Source organism: Terrisporobacter mayombei, from assembly GCF_020748465.1.
Classification (GTDB): Bacteria; Bacillota; Clostridia; order Peptostreptococcales; family Peptostreptococcaceae; genus Terrisporobacter; species Terrisporobacter mayombei.
Genome location: NZ_JAHZMP010000065.1, coordinates 1 through 575, shown reverse-complemented (window position 1 = coordinate 575; position 575 = coordinate 1). Strand labels below are relative to the sequence as shown.

The 575-nt window shown below is 31.5% G+C and carries 1 protein-coding gene; it reads right to left on the bottom strand.

Annotated features, from left to right (window positions below; all coding sequences use genetic code 11):
• The coding region (locus K0039_RS20320; RefSeq protein WP_228106779.1) for a collagen binding domain-containing protein at positions 1 to 575 on the bottom strand (575 nt) is incomplete at both ends.

Genomic DNA, 575 nt, shown 5'->3' with positions numbered 1-575 from the left:
AAGTCAACCTAATACCTTCTGGTATATTATCTGTTAAAACAACATTACTGATTGGTGACTGATCATCATTTACTGAAATCTGATAGTTTAGTACTTGACCAACTTGAGTAATATTTGTTGCCCCTGAATGTCCTTTAGTGAGAAGATAATTATCCCCTCTATCAAACACACTTACAGTAGCATCATCTTCTTGTATCTTCTTCCCATCAGATTCAATCCTAGCTACATTCTTATATTTATTGCCATGTTTTGCATTTTTGTCACTGATTCTAGCCTTATATTTAACAGTATACGATTTATCTATATTTCCAAAATTAACTGAAATAGAGTTTTTACTCTGTGTAATGTTAAAATCACTAACTTCTTTTCCACCACTTGTTACTACACTTACAGAGCCATTTATCAGTGTCAATCCTTCAGGAAGCTCATCATACAAAATAATATCTTTTAACTCTTCCTGCTTTTCATTTACTTGTATACTGTAATTTATATCTTTATTTTTAACTGGCATAAATACAGTAGTTGATTTTCTTCCTTCAACAAGTTTCTTAAGTGTTCCTTTAGCATCTGGAACC